13 protein-coding genes are annotated in these 16,060 nt (G+C 61.6%); 12 read left to right on the top strand and 1 reads right to left on the bottom strand.

Annotated features, from left to right (window positions below; genetic code table 11):
- Positions 1 to 6: 6 nt before the first annotated feature.
- Positions 7 to 2,040, bottom strand: a complete 2,034-nt coding sequence (locus DSM107133_RS21605; protein WP_047998140.1) for an NADPH-dependent 2,4-dienoyl-CoA reductase — start codon at positions 2,038 to 2,040, stop codon at positions 7 to 9.
- 94 nt (positions 2,041 to 2,134) lie between these two features.
- On the opposite strand from DSM107133_RS21605, the gene DSM107133_RS21610 reads away from it, so the two are divergent.
- The 12 genes from DSM107133_RS21610 (at position 2,135) to DSM107133_RS21665 (ending at position 15,992) form a co-directional block, all read left to right on the top strand.
- Positions 2,135 to 3,316, top strand: coding sequence for an acyl-CoA dehydrogenase family protein (locus tag DSM107133_RS21610; protein ID WP_047998036.1), 1,182 nt, complete (start codon positions 2,135 to 2,137; stop codon positions 3,314 to 3,316).
- A complete protein-coding gene (locus tag DSM107133_RS21615; protein WP_047998037.1) occupies positions 3,313 to 4,092 on the top strand; it encodes an enoyl-CoA hydratase/isomerase family protein in 780 nt (259 codons plus the stop codon). Before DSM107133_RS21610 ends, DSM107133_RS21615 begins: the two co-directional genes overlap by 4 nt.
- A gap of 7 nt (positions 4,093 to 4,099) precedes the next feature.
- Positions 4,100 to 5,260, top strand: coding sequence for an acyl-CoA dehydrogenase family protein (locus tag DSM107133_RS21620; RefSeq protein ID WP_047998038.1), 1,161 nt, complete (start codon positions 4,100 to 4,102; stop codon positions 5,258 to 5,260).
- Between the two features lie 26 nt (positions 5,261 to 5,286).
- Positions 5,287 to 6,678, top strand: coding sequence for an AMP-binding protein (locus DSM107133_RS21625; protein ID WP_047998039.1), 1,392 nt, complete (start codon positions 5,287 to 5,289; stop codon positions 6,676 to 6,678).
- Positions 6,675 to 8,282: a carboxyl transferase domain-containing protein gene (locus DSM107133_RS21630; RefSeq protein WP_047998040.1), complete on the top strand. Its 1,608-nt coding sequence runs from the start codon at positions 6,675 to 6,677 to the stop codon at positions 8,280 to 8,282. The genes DSM107133_RS21625 and DSM107133_RS21630 overlap by 4 nt, the downstream gene beginning before the upstream one ends.
- Positions 8,283 to 8,292: 10 nt before the next feature.
- Complete coding sequence (locus DSM107133_RS21635; protein ID WP_047998041.1) at positions 8,293 to 10,302, top strand: biotin carboxylase N-terminal domain-containing protein; 2,010 nt, start codon at positions 8,293 to 8,295, stop codon at positions 10,300 to 10,302.
- A 1-nt stretch (position 10,303) separates the two neighbouring features.
- A complete protein-coding gene (locus tag DSM107133_RS21640) occupies positions 10,304 to 11,263 on the top strand; it encodes a hydroxymethylglutaryl-CoA lyase (protein ID WP_047998042.1) in 960 nt (319 codons plus the stop codon).
- Between the two features lie 12 nt (positions 11,264 to 11,275).
- Complete coding sequence (locus DSM107133_RS21645; protein ID WP_082135449.1) at positions 11,276 to 12,190, top strand: SDR family NAD(P)-dependent oxidoreductase; 915 nt, start codon at positions 11,276 to 11,278, stop codon at positions 12,188 to 12,190.
- Positions 12,190 to 12,984 carry a citryl-CoA lyase gene (locus tag DSM107133_RS21650; RefSeq protein WP_047998141.1) on the top strand — a complete coding sequence of 265 codons (795 nt, stop codon included), beginning with the start codon at positions 12,190 to 12,192 and terminating at the stop codon, positions 12,982 to 12,984. The genes DSM107133_RS21645 and DSM107133_RS21650 overlap by 1 nt, the downstream gene beginning before the upstream one ends.
- 3 nt (positions 12,985 to 12,987) lie before the next feature.
- Entirely contained in the window at positions 12,988 to 14,151 is a 1,164-nt protein-coding gene (locus DSM107133_RS21655) for an acyl-CoA dehydrogenase family protein (RefSeq protein ID WP_047998044.1), read from the top strand.
- Positions 14,152 to 14,162: 11 nt separating this feature from the next.
- Positions 14,163 to 15,002, top strand: a complete 840-nt coding sequence (locus DSM107133_RS21660; protein ID WP_047998045.1) for a MaoC family dehydratase N-terminal domain-containing protein — start codon at positions 14,163 to 14,165, stop codon at positions 15,000 to 15,002.
- A 210-nt stretch (positions 15,003 to 15,212) separates the two neighbouring features.
- Positions 15,213 to 15,992, top strand: coding sequence for an ABC transporter ATP-binding protein (locus DSM107133_RS21665; protein WP_047998046.1), 780 nt, complete (start codon positions 15,213 to 15,215; stop codon positions 15,990 to 15,992).
- Positions 15,993 to 16,060: the final 68 nt, after the last annotated feature.

Consider the following 16,060-nt stretch of genomic DNA (forward strand, 5'->3'; position numbering starts at 1 on the left):
GCCAATTCAAAGACCCTGCGCCAAACGCACCCCTTCATCAATGGCGCGCAGCGCGTCAAGCTCCGCCGCCTCTTTTGCCCCGCCGATCATCGTGACGGTGACTCCGCGCCCGGCGAGGGCCTCGGCCAGCGCCCGCTCTGGCTCCTGCCCGGTGCACAGCACGATCGTATCGGCGGCGATGACCTTTGGCTTTCCGTCCATGAGGATATGCAGCCCCGCGTCGTCGATACGGTCATAGACCACGCCGCCCATGGCCTCGACCCCGTGTTTGCGCAGCGCGTTGCGCAGGATCCAGCCCGTGGAGACGCCAAGCCCTGCCCCCGGTTTCGAGGTTTTTCGCTGAAGCATGACCACCTTGCGACGCGAAGGTTTCGGTGCCAGCGGATCGCCCGCAAGACCGCCCGACGCGGCGAATGTCGGGTCTACGCCCCATGTCTCGCAGAATGCGTTGGTGCTGTGGACCTCTGCCGATCCGGTCACGAGGAATTCGGCCACGTCATGGCCGATGCCGCCTGCCCCCATCACCACGACGTTGTCACCCGCAGCACGTTCGCCGGACAGGATCTCGGCATAGGTGGCAACGCTCGGATGGTCCACGCCCGGCAGATCGGGAATGCGCGGCGTGACCCCTGTGGCGATCACTACATGGTCGAAACCGGTCAGATCATCCAGACCGGCCCGCTGCCCCAGGCGCAGCGTGACGCCGTGTTTGTGCATCTGGCCGGAATAATAGCGCAGGGTTTCGTCGAACTCGTCCTTGCCCGGCGCCGCACGCGCCAGGTTCAATTGGCCGCCCAGCCTGTCATGGGCTTCGAACAAGGTGACGACATGGCCCAGCCGTGCCGCCTCGGCCGCCGTGGCCATGCCCGCGGCGCCGCCGCCGACAACCGCCACCTTCCGGGGTGAATCTGTCGGCGTGTCCCGGAATTCGGTTTCGCGGCCTGCCCGAGGGTTGACCAGACAGCTCACCGGCCGGTCGGAAAAGATAAAATCCAGACAGGCTTGGTTGCAGGCGATGCAGGTGTTGATCTCGTCCGCGCGGCCCTCGCGCACCTTCTTGACGAAATGCGGGTCGGCCAGAAAGGGCCGGGCCATCGAGATCATGTCTGCCTCGCCAGAGGCAAGGATGTCCTCGGCCATTGCGGGCGTGTTGATCCGGTTCGAGGCGACCACAGGAATGGACACTGCGGCCTTCACATTGGCCGCCGCCTGCCGCCAGGCACCTCGCGGAACCGGATAAGCAATCGTCGGCACGCGCGCTTCGTGCCAACCGATGCCGGTGTTCAGAATATCCGCCCCCGCCGCCTCGATCTTGCGCGCCAGTGCCGCAATTTCATCGGCGGGCGCGCCGCCCTCGACCAGATCAGCCGCCGAAATTCGGTAGATGACAAGGAAATCCGGCCCGCATTGGTCTCGCACGGCGCGCACGATCTCGACCGGAAAGCGATGTCGGTTCTCGGCGCTGCCGCCCCAGTCGTCTTCACGCTTGTTGGTATGCGTGACAGTGAATTCATTGATGAGGTATCCTTCGGAACCCATGATCTCGACGCCATCGAACCCCGCGGCCTGGGCGTTGGCTGCGGCTTTGGCGAAATCCGCAATGGTGCGGCGAATATCGGCGTCGGTCATCTCACGCGGGATGAAACGGTTGATCGGCGCGCGAATCGGTGATGGCGCCACGCAGCCCTCGATCTTTGCGTAGCGTCCGGCATGAAGCAACTGCGCGCAGAACAGGCTGCCTTCGGCTTGTACCGCCTCGCAGATCGGACGCAGGTGCATGGCCTCGTCCGGGTCGTCGATTCGCGGACCTTCCGGATCGAACAGCCCCTCGGCATTGGGAGAAAACCCTCCGGTGACCAGAATCGCCGCCTCCCCCCGGGCCCGTTCAGCGTAGAACGCGATCTGTTTGGAAATGCCATCGGGCTCGGTTTCCAGCCGTGTGTGCATCGACCCCATGATGATCCGGTTTCGCACCATGTGTGTGCCTGCGCGGATGGGCGAAAGCAGGTTTCCGAAGCTTTCCCTTTGCGTGTTTCCCATTGTGAACATCCTCCTCAAATCTTTGCTTGAACTATATTCTAACATTCGTTAGATTTTTGGGAAGAGTATATTTCGGTCACGGGGAGGAGCGCCGATGCAATTCCAGCCAACAGAGGATCAAAAGGCGTTTCGCGAAACCGCCAAGAGATTCGCCACTGAAAAACTGGCGCCCAGCTATCAGGAGCGCGCAAGCGGCCACACGTTTGACCGAGCGCTGATCCGCGACATGGGCGCGCTTGGACTAATTGGTGCCGATCTGCCGGAGGAATTCGGCGGACTTGGCGAAAGTTCGGTTACTTCCGGGCTGATCGTCGAGGAAATCGCCTATGCCGATTTCAACGCAAGCTATGTTCAGCTCCTCGGCTCTCTCATGGGGGGGATGGTGGCCAAGCATGCTTCCCAGGAGATCGCTTCGGAATGGGTGCCCAAGGTAGTCTCGGGGGAGGCCGTCATTGGCTTGGGCCTGACCGAACCGCGCGGCGGTTCGGACGCGGCGAACCTGATCCTCAAGGCCACGAAGTCCGGCAACGGCTGGCGGCTGAACGGCGAGAAGACCTCGATGAGCTTTGCATCCCAAGCCGATGCGGCGGTAGTCTTTGCGCGTACCGGCGATCCGGACGGCGGCTCACGCGGGGTCAGCGCGTTTTTTGTCGATCTGAACCAGGAGGGCATCAAGCGTACCCATTTCGACGACATCGGCACCAAGCCGGTCGGACGCGGATCAGTGTTTTTCGACGATGTGTTTGTGCCGGCCGAAAGCATGATGGCCGAACAGGACCGCGCTTTCGGCACGATCATGGCGGGGTTCGACTATTCCCGCGCGCTGATAGGACTGGAATGCCTGGGCGCGGCACAGGCATCGGTGGACGAAACCTGGGCCTATGTCCGGGAACGCGAGGCGTTCGGCGCCCCCATCGTGCAATATCAGGGCGTCAGCTTCCCGCTGGCAGAGGCCGAGACGCAACTTACCATGATGCGGCAGCTTTGCTACTACACACTAGACCTGCGCGACCGGGGCCTGCCCCATACCTCCGAGGCGGCGATGTGCAAGTGGTATCTGCCCAAGACCGCCTGCGAGATCATTCACCAGTGTCTGATCCTGCACGGGCATTACGGATACACCACCGACCTGCCCCATCATCAGCGTTACAACGACGTGCTCGGTCTGCAGATTGGCGACGGCACCGCGCAGATCCAGAAGCTGGTGATTGCCCGCGAGAAGGTCGGGCGGCTGGCGCTGCAGTATGACAAGAAGGCGAAGGGAGTAGCGAAATGAGCGCTCCCGTCGCCGTAACCATCGAAGGTAGCGTCGGCATCATCGAGCTGGCTCGACCAGAGAAGTTCAATTGCTTGTCGCTCAAGGTGCATGAATGCATTTCGAACGCGCGCGCCAGGTTCGAGGCCGAACGGAATGTTCGGTCGATCCTGATCCGGGCACAGGGCAAACATTTTTGCACCGGAGCCGATCTGACTGAGGTGAAGGGCAAACTGAACGATCCCGCCGCGCTGGACCATTTCATCGCCTTTGGCATGAACAACCTGCGCGCACTCGAATCCTCCTCCCTCCCTGTCGTAGTGGCAGTGCAGGGCTTGTGTTTGGCCGGCGGGGTCGAACTAATGCTAGCATGTGACGTGTGTTTCGGAGCCGAAACGGCGCAGTTCGGCGATCAGCATGCGCAATTTGGTCTGATACCCGGTTGGGGCGGTTCGCAGCGGCTGACGCGGCTGATGGGACAACGCCGGGCGCTTGACTTGATGTTTTCGGCTCGCTGGCTGAAGGCCGAGGAGGCCAAAGAGGCGGGTTTGGTCAATTACATCGTGCCGGAAGCGGATCTGCACAAGTCCGCGCTGGAATACTGCCAAAAGATCGCGACCCGGTCGCGTCCCGGTATCGCCGAGATGAAGCGGCTGGCACGGGAAGGTGCGGACCTGGGCATCGACCAGCAAATGCGGCTGGAGCGTGACGCCGCCGTGCGCGCGCTGCCCAGTGATGACGTGGCCGAGGGGCTCGACGCATTCGAGAACCGGCGCGCCCCCGAATTCAAGACTTGAGGAAAACATGGAATTCACTTTGAACGACGAACAACGCCAGATCTACGAATACGGCGGTCAGTTGGCGCAAGAATTCGACAACGATTATTGGCTGCGGCATGCCCGGAAACATGAATTTCCCAGGGACATGTTCCAAAAGATTGCCGATGACGGCTTTCTGGGCATCATGGTTCCCGAAGAATACGGCGGTGCCGGGCTTGGCATGACCGAGATGGCCCTGTTCATGGAAGGCACGGCCAATCACGGCATTCCGCTGCTGATGATGGTGGTCGGCCCGACCATGTCGCTGGCCCATATCGCCAGCCACGGCACCGAGTTCCACAAGAAAGAGCTGCTTCCAGCCGCCTGCCGGGGCGAAATCCAGTTCTGTTTCGCGATCACCGAACCGGGGGCCGGGTCGAACACGATGAAGTCCACCACGCTGGCCAAGCGCCGGGGCAACCGGTTCAGCCTGACGGGGGAAAAGACCTTCATCACCGGGGCCGATGTGTCCGACTATTGCCTGGTTGTGGCGCGGACCAAGCCGCACACCGAGGTCAGCCGCAAGACCGACGGGTTCACCCTTTTTGCCGTGGACCTGAAAAAGAAGGGCGTCGCGCAACAACGGGTGAAGATCTCGATCCCCTTGCCCGAAGAACAGTGGACCCTGTTTTTCGACGAGGTGGATCTGGGTCCCGAGGACGTGGTCGGCGAAGTGGACGAAGGGTTTTCCATCCTGTTCGACAGCCTCAACCCCGAGCGCATCATCCTGGCCGCACTATGCTGCGGCATCGGCCGCTTCGCCCTGAACAAAGGTGTGGCCTATGCGTCCGAACGCAATGTCTTCGGTCAACCCATCGGGGCGCACCAGGGTGTGCAGCACCCGATGGCCAAGGCCTACACCGCCATTGAAATGGCCAGCCTGATGACCCGTCGCGCAGCGTGGGAGTTCGACAACAAGCTGCCCGCGGGGGCCTCGTCGAACATGGCCAAATACTTCGCCGCCGAAGCCGGGATCGAAGCGGTGGACGCCGCACTGCAGGCGCATGGCGGATCGGGTTTCACCGAGGATACCGGACTCTACGAGATGTATCCGCTGGTGCGCCTGTTGCGTACGGCACCCGTGAACCGCGAGCTGTGCCTCAGCTTCATCGGCGAAAAGGTCATGGGTCTGCCGCGGTCCTATTGATCGCCCGGCCGGGAATGGAGGATAATATGCAATATGGAATGCGCTTCCGGCGGGAGGATGCCGCCGACAAGGTAAACGATCACTTCTGGCACCCAGTCGAGGGCACGCCGCTCGAGGAGGTGCGCCGCATTCAGGAAGAGCGGCTGCGCGATCAAATGGCCTATCTCAAGGCGAACTCGACCTTCTATCAGGAGAAGTTCGCCGAGGCCGGTGTGGAATTCGGCGATATCCGCACCATCGAAGACCTGCAAAAGCTGCCCTACACATACAAGACCGAGATTCGCGAAAGCCTCGCGGCAGAGCCGCCCTTCGGCAAGCACCGCGCCGCGCCGATGGCCGACATCATCCAGATGCAGGCCTCGTCGGGGACAACCGGCAGCCCCGCATATGTGGCCCTGACCGAATCCGACGCCGAGATGTGGCACGAGATGACGGCGCGCTGTTTCTTTGCCAACGGCGTGCGGCCCGGCGACATGGTGCTGCATGCGTTTTCGCTGGCCAAGGGCTTTGTCGGCGGCATCCCGGTGATGCAGGGACTGCAATACATGGGTGCGATCGACGTGCCGGTGGGGGCTGATGGCGGCGCGGAAAGGTTGCTGCGCGCTTGTGCGGACACGCGCCCGCGCTGTATCGTCGGCGCACCTAACTTCGTTCTGCATCTGGCCGAAAAGGCTCCGGAAGTGCTTGGCTGCAAGGCCAGCGAGCTGGGCGTCGAGCGGGTGATCGTGGGCGGCGAACCGGGCGGCGGCATCCCGGCGATCCGCGCCAAGATCGAAGCGGCCTGGGGTGCCAAATGCACCGAGATGCTGGGGGGCACCGATCTGGGCGTGACCTATTGGGCCGAATGCGACGCGCAATCGGGCATGCATATGGTCAACATGGACTACATCATCACCGAACTGCTCAATCCCGAAAGTGGCGAGATCATTCCTTGGAAAAAAGGCGCCGAGGGCGAGATGATCTATACCGCGATCGGCCGGCGGGCAAGCCCGCTGGTGCGGTTCCGGTCGGGCGATTATATTGAGGTCATCGACACCGAGTGCTCCTGCGGCCGCACCGGCCCCAAGATCCGTTGCACCGGTCGGACCGACGACATGCTGATTGTGCGCGGGGCCAATGTGTTTCCTTCGGCGATCAACAGCGTGATCACAGAAATGGTGCCCGAAACCAATGGTGTCATGCGGATCGTGGCAGATTTCGAAGGCCACACTACTCAGGGCGCGCTGAAAGTGATCGTCGAACGCGGTCCCGGTCGCGATCCATCTGATGACAACGCCCTCAAGAATAAGATTGAGCAGCGCTTGCGCGATGCCCTCGTTTTCAGGGCCGACATTCGCCTGGTCGCGCCGGATACGTTTGAAAAACCCGGCGCAGCTAAGGTCGCCTTTGTCCTCAGAAAGTACCCGGACCTGCCATGACGAAAATGAAATCCCTTCTCGACACCGGGTCCGACGACTTCCGGAAAAACGATGCGCTTTACCGGGAAAAGGTCGGCGAACTGCATGCGCTTCGGCTGCTACAACGCGTCGGCGGCCCGGAAAATGCGCGGGAACGGCATGTCAGCAAAGGCAAGATCCTGCCGCGCGAACGGGTCGAGCGGCTGATCGATCCGGGAACGCCCTTTCTCGAAATCGGAGAACTCGCCGGGCTGAACAAATATGAAGGCGTGCCACCCGGTGCAGGGATCATCACCGGCATCGGCGTGATCGAGGGACGTCAGTGCATGATAATCGCCAATGACGCTACCGTGAAGGGCGGCACCTATTTCGGCATGACCTGCCGCAAACACGTCCGGGCGCAGAAAATCGCCTGGAAAAACCGTCTTCCGGTGATCACCCTGGTCGATTCCGGCGGGGCGTTTCTGCCGGAGCAGGCGAGTATCTTTCCCGATGAGGGGCAGTTCGGCTCAATCTTCCATCAACAGATCGGCATGTCGGGCGATGGCGTACCGCAGATCGCCGTGGTCATGGGGCCCTGCACCGCGGGCGGCGCCTATATCCCGGCGCTTTGCGACGAGGTGGTGATCGTGCGCGGTCAGGGCTTCATGTATCTGGGCGGGCCAGAATTGACCTTTGCTGCGACCGGCGAAAAGGTCGATGCCGAAACGCTGGGCGGCGGCAAGATGCATTCGTCCGTTTCCGGCGTGACAGACCATCTTGCCGAGGATGACGCGCACGCGCTGGCCATCACCCGCGAAATCGTCAGCCACCTGGGCGAAAAACCGCAGCCGCGCAAGACGCCGACGTCGCCGCGCCCCCCCGCCTATCCGGTCGAGGAGATCTATGGCGTCGTCAGCCGAGACCCAAGGGTGCCGACCGACAACCGCGAGATTGTTGCGCGCCTTGTCGATGACAGCGATTTTCACGAGTTCAAGCCACTTTTCGGCGACACCCTCATGACCGGCTGGGGCCGAATCCATGGCCACGAGGTCGGCATCCTGGCCAACACCGGCGTGCTCTTTGTCGAGGCCGCGCTGAAGGCTACGCATTTCATCAATCTCTGCGTCCAGCGCGATATCCCGCTGCTGTTCCTCGCGGATGTGAACGGCTTCATGGTCGGCCGCGACGTCGAGCAGATGGGCATTGCCAAGGCGGGCGCCAAGATGATCACCGCCATGTCTTCGGCGCGGGTGCCGAAGTTCACCATCATCACCGGCGGCTCTTACGGGGCGGGTTACCTGGCCATGCTTGGCCGCCCGTTCCAGCCGGACGCGATGTTCGCCTGGCCCACGGGCCGGTCCGCGATCATGGGGCCGGAACAGGCCGCCAGCGTGCTAGCGCAGGTGCGCGCCCAGATCAACGAACGCCAAGGCAAGAAATGGACACCCGAGGAGGAGGAAACCTTCAAGGCACCAATCCGCAAGGAATACGAAGATTTCCAGGGGGCCTACAATTTCGCCTCCAACCTCTGGATCGACAGCGTGATCGAGCCTGCCGAGACCCGGGACGTCATGGCGCTGATGCTGGACATCGCTTCGCGCAGGCCCAAGGTCGAAACGCATTTCGGCGTGTTCAGGATGTGAGGCGCAAACCATGAAAATCAAAACGCTTCTTATCGCCAATCGCGGCGAAATCGCCTGCCGAATCGCACGCACCGCGCGGGCCAGCGGCATCACCCCTGTTGGCGTGCATTCGCAGGCCGACGCCAACGCCCTTCACGTCCGTGAGATCGGCAAATCTGTCTGCATCGGTGCCGGTCCCGCATCCGAGAGCTATCTGAAGATCGACGCAGTCATCGCCGCCGCCAGATCCGTCGGCGCCGATGCGATCCATCCCGGTTACGGCTTTCTGGCAGAGAACGCAGATTTCGCCCGCGCGGTCGAAGCCGCAGGCATGATCTTCATGGGGCCGACACCGGAAACGCTGGAACGCTTCGGCGACAAGGCCAGCGCCAAGGACGCGGCGGTTGCTGCCGGCATTCCGGTTGTCTCGGGCGCCCAGGGCGCGCGCTCCAACCCGCAGGAAATCGCACAGGAAGTGCGCAAGATGGGCCTACCGGTGCTGCTCAAGGCGGTCGGCGGCGGCGGCGGGCGCGGGCAGCGGCTCGTGACGGTTGAAGCCACGCTTGTGGAGGACATCGAGGGCGCGCTGCGCGAAGCAAAGTCCACCTTTGGCTCCGAGGGCCTTCTGCTGGAACGCTTCCTGCCCGAGGCACGCCATGTCGAGGTGCAGATCGCGGGCGACGGCAAGGGCCATGTGCTGCACCTGTTCGAGCGCGACTGCACGCTTCAGCGCCGCCACCAGAAGGTCATCGAAGAGGCCCCGGCTTGGGGCTTGCCTCGCGCGCTTCTTGACGAGATCGCGCATGACGCGGTGCGCCTGGGCGAAACGCTCAATTATCGCGGCCTGGGCACGGTCGAATTTCTGGTCGCGGGGGACGAGTATTTCTTTCTGGAGGTGAACCCGCGCATCCAGGTGGAACACCCCGTCACAGAGGCGATCACCGGGCTGGACCTGGTCGCGTTGCACCTGCGCATTGCGGAGGGCGCGGGCTTGGGGCTTGTTCAGGAGGATCTGCGGATCAACGGCCACGCCGTCGAGGCGCGGCTTTATGCCGAAGACCCGGCCATGCAATTCGCCCCCTCGACGGGCACGCTGACCACGCTCAGCCTGCCCGGCGGCCTGCGGATCGACAGCGGTGTCGAAGAAGGCGACGCGGTGACGCCCTATTACGACCCGATGATCGCTAAGCTGATCGTTCACGCGCCCGACCGGGAAACCGCCTTGGCGCGGCTGGCGACGGCGCTGGACCATATCGCGGTGGAGGGTGTGGAAACTAACCGTGCCTTTCTGACGGCGCTAGCGCGAAACCCCGAATTCGGGCAGATGCAGGTTCATACGCGCTGGATCGACGGCCAGCTTGACGCGCTGACACAGCCGCCCCCCCTTACCCGCCCCGAGCGGTGGAAGGCGGCAGCCGCGATTCTGTTCGTGGCAACGTCGCGCCGCGATGCGGACGTGGATCCCTGGAGCAACCGCGATACCTTCACCGGCTGGCGGCTTGGCCTGGGTGGAGATGCGGTTGAGGCGGGACAGCGCGTGACGCTCACCGATTCCGCCGGTGCATCGGAGGAATTGCGCGTCGGCCCTGTCAAACCGGGTGACAAATACACCGTTATTTCGGAAAACGGCGATGCTACCATGTTGACCGCGCGTGAAATCACGCCGGGTCGATGGCGCCTGAGCGAGGGCGATACCGTCCTTTTGATCGACGCGCGGCTCCACGCCGGGGTGATTGAGATGGACACGCCCGAAGGTCGGCTGATCTTTCGCCCGGCCACGCCGCTGACCTTTGCCGGCGGCGATGCGGCAGCGGATCGCGCCGTGGTCTCGCCGCTAACCGGCATGATCGTCGAGATCAAGGTGACCGACGGTCAACCCGTCGCCGCAGGCGACGTGATCGCGGTCATGGAATCAATGAAACTTGAAATCTCGATCCGCGCTGCCGCAGCCGGTACCGCCAGCAAGATATCCGTCTCGAATGGTGACATGGTCAATCGCGGCCAGGTCATCGCCGAGATACTGCCATCCGAGGAGCTATGAGATGAGCGACTTTCCCAAATTCGTCGAATTTCGTGAGGAAGGCCCGCGCGAGGGCTTTCAGATCGAAAAGAAGATCTATCCGATCGAACAGCGGATCGAACTGATCGATATGCTCAGCGACACCGGTCTGAAGCGCATTCAGGTCGGCAGCTTTGTCAGCCCGAAATACGTGCCGCAGATGGCGGACACCGGGGAGTTGTTCCAGCGTATCAAGCGCAAGCCGGGCGTGAATTACACGTCACTATGGCTGAACGACAAAGGGTTTCGCAAGGCCCTGACGGCGCATGAGGTCGATATCGACCCGCGCCTGCTGTTATATCCTTCCGAGGCGTTTGCCCAATCGAACAACAATTGTTCCTCCGCGGAAATGCGGGAAAAACAACGCGACTGGGTTCGCCTTTACAAGGAAGAGGGATATACGATCGACGCGGCCTATGTGATGACGGCCTTCGGCTGCAACCTCGAAGGCCCCATCCCGCAAGAGCGCATCTTGGACGATTTCCGCTTCGTTCTTCAGCTGTGCGAAGAAGAGGACATCCCCGTACCGATCCTTGTGATCGCCGATACAATGGGCTGGGGCAACCCCGAGGCTGTCAAACGAATGATCGGCGCGCTGCGGGAACTGGCACCCAGTGCCCGCATCGGGATGCATATTCATGACACGCGCGGGCTTGGCATCGCCAATCTCCATGCCGCCCTGTCGATGGGCGTGGACATGTTCGAAAGTTCGGTCGCCGGTCTTGGCGGCTGTCCTTTCGCGGGCCACGGCCACGCCCGCGCCGCAGGAAATGTCTGCACTGAGGATGCGGTGTTCCTGTGCCACGAGCTTGGCATCGAAACCGGCATTGATCTGGACAAGCTGATCGCAGCGGCGGTCAAGGCGGAAGAGATCATCGGCGTGCCTCTCATGGGCCGGGTCATGCATACCGGCGGGCTCGACAAGTACCGCAAGGCAAACTGAGGAGGGATGAAGATGGCGAAGGCGCTTGACGGAAAAGTGGTTCTGGTCACCGGCGCGGGTGGCGGTATCGGCCGCGATATCGCGCTGATGGCGGCGTCCGAAGGGGCGGCGGTGGTAGTCAATGATCTGGGGGCGTCCCTGAAAGGCACCGGCCAGACCGAAAGCGCCGCTCAGGCCGTCGTCGCAGAGATCAAAGCCGCCGGAGGTGATGCGATCGCCGATGGCGGTTCGGTCACCGACCCCGAGGCCGCGCGTGCGATGATCGAGGCCGGTGTCAAGGAATTCGGTCGCATTGACGCGGTGGTCAACAACGCAGGCATCCTGCGCGACGGGTTTTTCCACAAGATGACATACGAGGATTTCGATGCGGTGGTGAAGGTCCATCTTTATGGTGCCTTCAATACCAGCCGCGCTGCCGCCGATTATTTCCGCGAACAGGAAGGCGGCGCTCTGGTTCACATGACCTCGACCTCGGGTCTGATCGGCAATCTGGCGCAGGCCAATTATGCGTCTGCCAAATTGGGCATCGCCGCCTTGTCGAAATCGATTGCGCTCGACCTGAAGCGGTGGAACGTGCGGTCGAACTGCATCGCGCCCTTCGCCTGGAGCCGGATGATCTCGTCTATCAAGACAGACACCCCGGAACAGGTGGCGCGGGTCGAGAAGATCAAGCAGATGACCCCTGCAAAAGTTGCGCCGATGGCCTGTTTCCTGATGAGCGACCGCGCGGCTGACGTGTCCGGACAAGTCTTTGCGGTTCGCAAGAACGAGATCTTCCTGTTCAACCAGCCCCGCCCGGTGCGGTCGGTTCATTCCGGCGAGGGCTGGACAGCGGATGAAATCGCCGAGCGCGCCATGCCCACGCTCAGATCGCAGTTCACACCGCTCGAAGTGTCGGCGGACGTCTTTTCGTGGGATCCGGTCTGATGGGAAAACGCAAGGAAAAGATTAGCTCGAACATCGCCTGGAGCACGCCGGACAAGATCTGCGTGCGGGGCCTTGATCTGCCGAACGAGATTCTGGGCCACATGAACCTAGGCGATCTCGCCTTTCTGCAACTGACGGGCCGCAAGGCCACGCCAGAGGAAAGCCGGGTCTTCAACGCCATCATCATCACCCTGGTGGAGCATGGCATCACGCCCTCGGCGCTGGCCGCGCGCATGACTTATATGGGCGCACCGGAATCGCTTCAGGCGGCGGTGGCGGCGGGACTGTGCGGGCTGGGCACGGTTTTTGTCGGCTCGATGGAGGGCGCCTCAAAAATGCTCTACGAGGCGCTGCCGCAGGACAGGCGCGGCACCGGCGCCGATCTGGATGCCATAGCGCTGGAAACGGTTGAGAAGTTCCACGCCCGCAAGGCCATCGTGCCGGGGCTGGGCCACCCGGTTCACAAGCCGGTCGATCCGCGCACACCGCGCCTGTTCCAGATCGCAGCCGAGAACGGCAAATCCGGTCAATACATCGAGTTGATCCAGAAAATTCAGGGCGTGGCCGAGGCGAGATCGGGCAAGATGCTGCCGATCAACGCTACCGGTGCCATCGGCGCGATCTGCTGCGAATTCGGCTTTCCGTGGAAGATCGTGCGCGGCTTTGGGGTGATGGCGCGGGCCATCGGGCTGGTCGGCCATATCCTTGAGGAAAGCGAAAACCCAATTTCCTATGAGCTGTGGCAGCGTGCCGAGCAGGAAATCCTTGAAACCTCGGGACCGGGAGCGAAATAAACGATGCAGACATCAGCCCCCGACACCCATGGCGACCTGCGCGATGCCCTGCGCGCGCTTTGTGCACAGTTCCCGCCGCAATATCATCGAAAGTTCGGCGAGAACGAAACCTACCCCGAGGAATTTGTCGATGCGCTGACCCGCGAGGGCTGGCTCGCCGCGATGATCCCCGAGGAATACGGCGGATCGGGCCTGGGTCTGACCGAAGCCTCGATCATCATGGAAGAGGTGAACCGCTGCGGTGGCAACGCGGGCCACTGCCATGGGCAGATGTATAACATGGGCACGCTTCTGCGGCACGGCTCGGACGAGCAGAAGCAGAAATACCTACCCGCCATCGCCAGCGGCGCGCTGCGCCTGCAGTCCATGGCCGTGACCGAGCCGACGACCGGGACCGACACCACCAAGCTCAAGACTACAGCGGTCAGGAAGGGCGACCGCTATGTGATCAACGGCCAGAAGGTCTGGATCAGCCGCATTCAACATTCGGACCTGATGATCCTGCTGGCCCGCACCACACCGTTGAAAGATGTCAAGAAGAAGTCCCAGGGCCTGTCGATCTTAATGGTTGATCTGAAAGAGGCCATCGGCAATGGCATGGAGGTGCGCCCCATCGCCAACATGCCGGGCCACGAAACCAATGAAGTGTTCTTCGACAACCTGGAGATTCCCGCCGAGAACCTGATCGGAACCGAAGGCCGCGGATTTTACCACATTCTTGACGGGCTCAACGCCGAGCGCACGCTGATCGCCGGGGAATGTATCGGGGACGGATACTGGTTTGTGGACAAGGCCCGCGCCTATGCCGGCGAGCGTATTGTCTTCGATCGCCCGATCGGTCAGAATCAGGGCGTGCAGTTTCCTATCGCCAAGGCCTATGTGAACGTCGAGGCCGCCAACCTGATGCGCTTCGAGGCCGCAAGACGCTTTGACGCCGGGCAGGATTGCGGGGCACAGGCGAACATGGCAAAACTACTGGCCGCCGATGCCAGCTGGGAAGCGGCCAATGCCTGCATCCAGACTCATGGCGGCTTCGGCTTTGCGCGCGAATACGATGTCGAGCGCAAGTTCCGCGAGGCCCGACTGTATCAGGTGGCCCCGATCTCGACCAACCTCATCCTGTCCTATGTCGGCGAGCATATCCTGGGTATGCCGCGGTCGTTCTGAGGCCAGGGACCATGAATGAGATCGACCTTGACGCGCTGGCACCCTGGCTAGGACGCACTGAAACCAAAGAAGACGTCCTGACGCACGGTCTGATCGACAAATTCCGTGCCGCGTTCGGTCCGCAACTTTGGGGCGGAGCAGGTGATGTCCCGCTGGGGGTTCATTGGTGTATTGCCCTTGATACCGTGCCAGCTGCCGCCCTGTCAGACGATGGCCATGCCGCAAGGGGTGGATTTCTGCCCCCTGTCCCGCTGCCCGCCCGCATGTGGGCCGGCGGCGATGTTACACATTTCACGCCGCTGACGATCGGCGAAGCCGTCACCCGCCGCTCGGTGATCGGGGATATAACAGCCAAGCAGGGCCGCAGCGGAACGTTGGTCTTTGTGACCGTAGAACACGAGTATTCGAGCGGCGGCCGGCTTTGTATTCGGGAGAAGCAATCGATTGTCTATCGTGAGATTTCTGTGCCCCGCCCGGTCAAGAACGCACCTGCCGCGGTTGACCCCACCACGCTCAGATCGAGCCTTGCACCGGATCCGGTGCTGCTGTTTCGCTATTCGGCGCTGACGTTCAATGCCCATCGCATCCACTATGACCACGTCTACGCCACCGAAACCGAAGCCTATGCCGGGCTTGTTGTGCATGGCCCATTGCAGGCGACGCTTCTTCTGAATCTGGCGGCGGAAGCCTTGAAGTCGTCGCCCCACCGGTTTTCTTTCCGGGGACTGGCACCGCTGACCCTGCCCTGCGAATTGCAGTTGCATAGTGAAGGGGCCGAAAACTCCGGAACCGTCTGGTGCCAGGATCAAACCGGTCTTCGAAGCTTTACCGCAGAATACGCGACTGTCTGAGCGGTTCTGCTTGGCGGCGGATTCAATTGTTGATTTAACTTTCTAACATATGTTAGGTATCAGAAAGCGGCTTGGCACCTCCGGCAAGCAGCCCTCTGAAATAAGAGGTGGGAGGAGAAAAATGCGAGGAAACCTCGTCACTTGCGGATCACCGTTCGGTCAGGTTATGTGCCGTTCCATGGGCTGTCGGCAAAAGGCACGGGCTGAGTCATGACCACGAATGGGGGGATCGTCACATCGCCGCTTGCTGTGCGCAGTGCAACTTTGAAATTTGGCGGTGTGACGGCGCTCGACGATGTGAGCATTACCGTGAACGACGATGAATTGCTTGCGATCATCGGTCCGAACGGTGCCGGAAAAACATCACTTCTGAACGTTACTGCGGGTTTCTATCGTCCGCAGAAGGGCCGTGTCGAGTTGTCCGGGCAGGACGTTACCGGCCTGCGTGTAGACCAGATCGCCCGGCGCGGACTGGCGCGTACGTTTCAGGGCACCCATCTCTTTGCCGGGCAGACCGTGGTGGAAAACATCATGATCGGTCGTCACATGCTGATGAAATCGAATGTGATCCAGGCCTTTTTCCAGTTTGGGCTCGTGATGCGGGAGGAATCAGAGCATCGCGAAGCCGCCGAAGAGATTATTGACTTTCTGGAGATCGAAGCAATCCGCAACCGGCCAGTGGGCACATTGGGCTACGGGCTGCGCAAACGTGTCGATCTGGGCCGCGCATTGGCGCAGGAACCATCCATCCTGCTGATGGATGAACCGATGGCTGGCATGAACTCGGAAGAGAAAGAAGACCTCGCGCGCTTCATTCTCGATGTGCGCGAGGCGCGCAAGATTCCAGTGGTTCTGGTCGAGCACGACATGGGCGTTGTTATGGACCTTGCTGACCGGATCGTGGTGCTGGACTTCGGGCGGGTCATCGCCGAAGGCACGCCCGAAGAAATCCAGAAGAACCCGGCTGTGATCAAGGCATATCTGGGTTAGCGGGATGACAAAACAACGAACAGCAATGGTCTTTTCAGACCCGGCAGTGACACACAGCGAAACCCTGC

It is taken from the genome of Pseudosulfitobacter sp. DSM 107133 (assembly GCF_022788695.1).
In the GTDB taxonomy this organism is placed as follows: domain Bacteria; phylum Pseudomonadota; class Alphaproteobacteria; order Rhodobacterales; family Rhodobacteraceae; genus Pseudosulfitobacter.